2 protein-coding genes and 2 rRNA genes are annotated in these 2,634 nt (G+C 50.9%); 2 read left to right on the top strand and 2 right to left on the bottom strand.

The features are described 5' to 3' along the window. Positions 1-116, bottom strand: a 16S ribosomal RNA gene (locus OS242_RS21290); the annotation flags it as partial. A gap of 347 nt (positions 117-463) precedes the next feature. Between OS242_RS21290 and OS242_RS21295 the strand changes: the two genes are divergently transcribed. Together OS242_RS21295 and OS242_RS21300 are read left to right on the top strand one after the other, a co-directional pair. Continuing rightward, positions 464-1,204 (top strand): ABC transporter ATP-binding protein, encoded by a 741-nt coding sequence (locus OS242_RS21295; protein WP_267153659.1) that lies wholly within the window; start codon positions 464-466, stop codon positions 1,202-1,204. Next, on the top strand, positions 1,204-2,451 hold the full coding sequence (locus OS242_RS21300) for an ABC transporter permease (protein ID WP_267153658.1): 1,248 nt from the start codon (positions 1,204-1,206) through the stop codon (positions 2,449-2,451). The genes OS242_RS21295 and OS242_RS21300 overlap by 1 nt, the downstream gene beginning before the upstream one ends. A gap of 61 nt (positions 2,452-2,512) precedes the next feature. Here the strand turns inward: OS242_RS21300 and rrf are convergent. Further along, positions 2,513-2,629 (bottom strand): 5S ribosomal RNA (rrf, locus tag OS242_RS21305). Between the last annotated feature and the right edge of the window lie 5 nt (positions 2,630-2,634).

Raw genomic sequence — 2,634 nt, forward strand, 5'->3', positions numbered from 1 at the left:
ACTCACCCGTCCGCCGCTGACATCCTCGGAGCAAGCTCCGATTCAGTCCGCTCGACTTGCATGTATTAGGCACGCCGCCAGCGTTCGTCCTGAGCCAGGATCAAACTCTCAATAAAAGTTTGGTTCACAGCGAACTGAATCGCTGGCTCGAAAATCGATCTCGTAACACTCGTTTAGTTTTCAAGGATCAATCGTGGCCGCCGAAGCGACGTTAGTTAATATACCACGTTGCATCATTTCTTGCAACCACTAATTTTTCCATCTCTCATCACTGCTCTCTCGCAGCGACAGAAGTAATCTTACCATGTCAACTCCGACCTCTCAATCTACCTGGCCAAACAAACAGGAACAAATCTCCCTCTCTATCGCCGTTAACCTGCCTCCGCTGCACCGAATCAGCCCTTTTTGATTCCTTTCCTGCTCCATTCAAGGTAAGATGGAGACAAACACTTACAGAAAGTGGGTGCCTCTCTTGTTACATGTACAGAATCTGACCGGCGGCTATCACGCAGACCATCCGGTCATCCACGATATCAACCTGACTGTCAACAGCGGCGAGATCGTTGGCCTGATCGGTTTGAACGGCGCCGGCAAAAGCACAATTCTTAAACACGTCCTCGGACTGCTCGATCCGCTCGCCGGTGAGATCCGTGTCGGCGGCCTGACCGCGCAGGAGGATCCCGTACAGTTCCGCTCCCGAATCGCTTATATCCCGGAGACTCCGAAGCTCTATGCCGAACTCACTCTCCGTGAACACCTCGAATTGACCGCAATGGTCTGGCAACTCGATTCAGAGGCATATAAAAATCGCTCCGAGCGACTCCTTGAACTGTTCAGAATGAGCGATGTGCTGGACCGTTTTCCGAACTCATTCTCTAAAGGCATGCAGCAAAAGGTAATGATCCTCTGCGCCTTCCTCGTCGAACCGGCTCTTTTTATCGTCGACGAACCGTTCGTAGGATTGGATCCATTGGCCATCCGTTCGCTCCTTGACCTGCTCTTGGAAATGAAGAGCCAAGGATCCGCGATCCTTCTATCTACTCATATACTCGGCATGGCAGAAAGCTACTGCGATCGCTTTGTGCTGGTAAACTCCGGTGAGGTCGCCCTGCACGGCAAGTTAGACGATATGCGCCGCCAAGCAGGCCATCCGCACGACACGCTTGACGAGTTGTTCGTTCGTGTGGCACGGGGGGAGTTGTGATGGAACCGATCCGCAATGTCGAACGTTTGTTCTCTGTACGAATGCGAGCGACTTGGTTGAGTGGCATTCGGATCTTGATTAAGATCGTATCCAATCAAGGTGTGCTGTTTGCAATCATCGCATTGATTGCAGCGGCGAGCGGACTTTATGCGAATGGGTTAAAACAGATGGATCCTGATTTCCCGGCCGTCTGGTTACTGTCTGCCGTCGTGACGCTGGTGCTTTTCCAAGGCGGGACACGCACGTTCTTGCGAGAAGCGGATCTGGTGTTTTTACTGCCTGCTGAACCGCGGTTAACAGGCTACTTCCGCTCGAGCTATCGGTACGGGAGCTTTTGGCAGGCGGTACAGGTGCTGCTCGTCATGGTGGTAGGCGGACCGCTTTATTTTTGGGTGCCGCTTGGGGATCCTCTGTCCTTTGCTGTAACATCGGCCGGGTTGTTGCTTGTGAAGCAGTGGAGTTATCATGTGCGATGGCATCGTTTGATGAACAAGCGACGTCCATGGCATACACTCATGATCTTACTCATGTTGAACTTCCTGTTGTGTTACTCCCTGATTTCAAGAGAGTGGGTACTGCTTACCATCGGTGCGGCTACAGCTACCGTTTGGACGTTCATCATGTTGCGCAGACCAAAGGCGGGGTATCCTTGGCAAGATCTGCTGGAGGCTGAAGAAAACGCATTGGCTTCATGGCGAGCGGTCGCTAATTTCTTTGTGGATATCCCTCAGATCAAACAGCGCATACGAGAAAGAAAATGGCTGCAACCGGTTATTCAACGTATCCCCGGAGACCGGAGCCGACCTTATCAGTTTTTATATACTCGGACATTTGTAAGGTATAGCGAGTACTTTGGAATCTTTCTGCGGCTGATCTTGTTTGTAGCTGTGATATTGCTGTTCATAAAGTCTTATTGGCTGGCGGTAGGAATCTATTTAGCCGGATTGTTCTTGATGGCATTCCAACTGCCGATGCTCGGATCGGAGCGAAAATATCCGGATTTGATTCGGACGTATCCTTTGCGCGCGGAAGACAAAGGGATGGGGATTTCGCGACTGGCCTTTGTGCTTCTGACCGTGCAAAGTGTGTTGATGATCGTACCCTTGGTTGCAGCGGGTCATCTGAGATTGATTACGGTGTTGATTATTTTTTTGACCGGTGTTGTGTTTAGTTGGTTGTTGAGTGTAAATTATGTACCGACACGTTTTATAGTACGGGAATCGGGAGGAACTGAAACAAGAAAGTAGGAAATGACAAAAGAACCTCGATCATGAACGATGATCGAGGTTCTCTTTATGCACAAAAAACGCCCCGCGACGACCTACTCTCCCAGGACCCTGCGGTCCAAGTACCATCGGCGCTGGAGAGCTTAACTTCCGTGTTCGGGATGGGAACGGGTGTGACCTCTCCGCCATTGTCACGAGACGTTT

This window comes from Tumebacillus lacus, assembly GCF_026410385.1.
Taxonomy (GTDB): Bacteria; Bacillota; Bacilli; order Tumebacillales; family Tumebacillaceae; genus Tumebacillus; species Tumebacillus lacus.

Bases quoted from the DNA above. Each gene is read 5' to 3' on its own strand.
- OS242_RS21300 (WP_267153658.1), top strand. From the start codon at position 1,204: ATGGAACCGATCCGCAATGTCGAACGTTTGTTCTCTGTACGAATGCGA.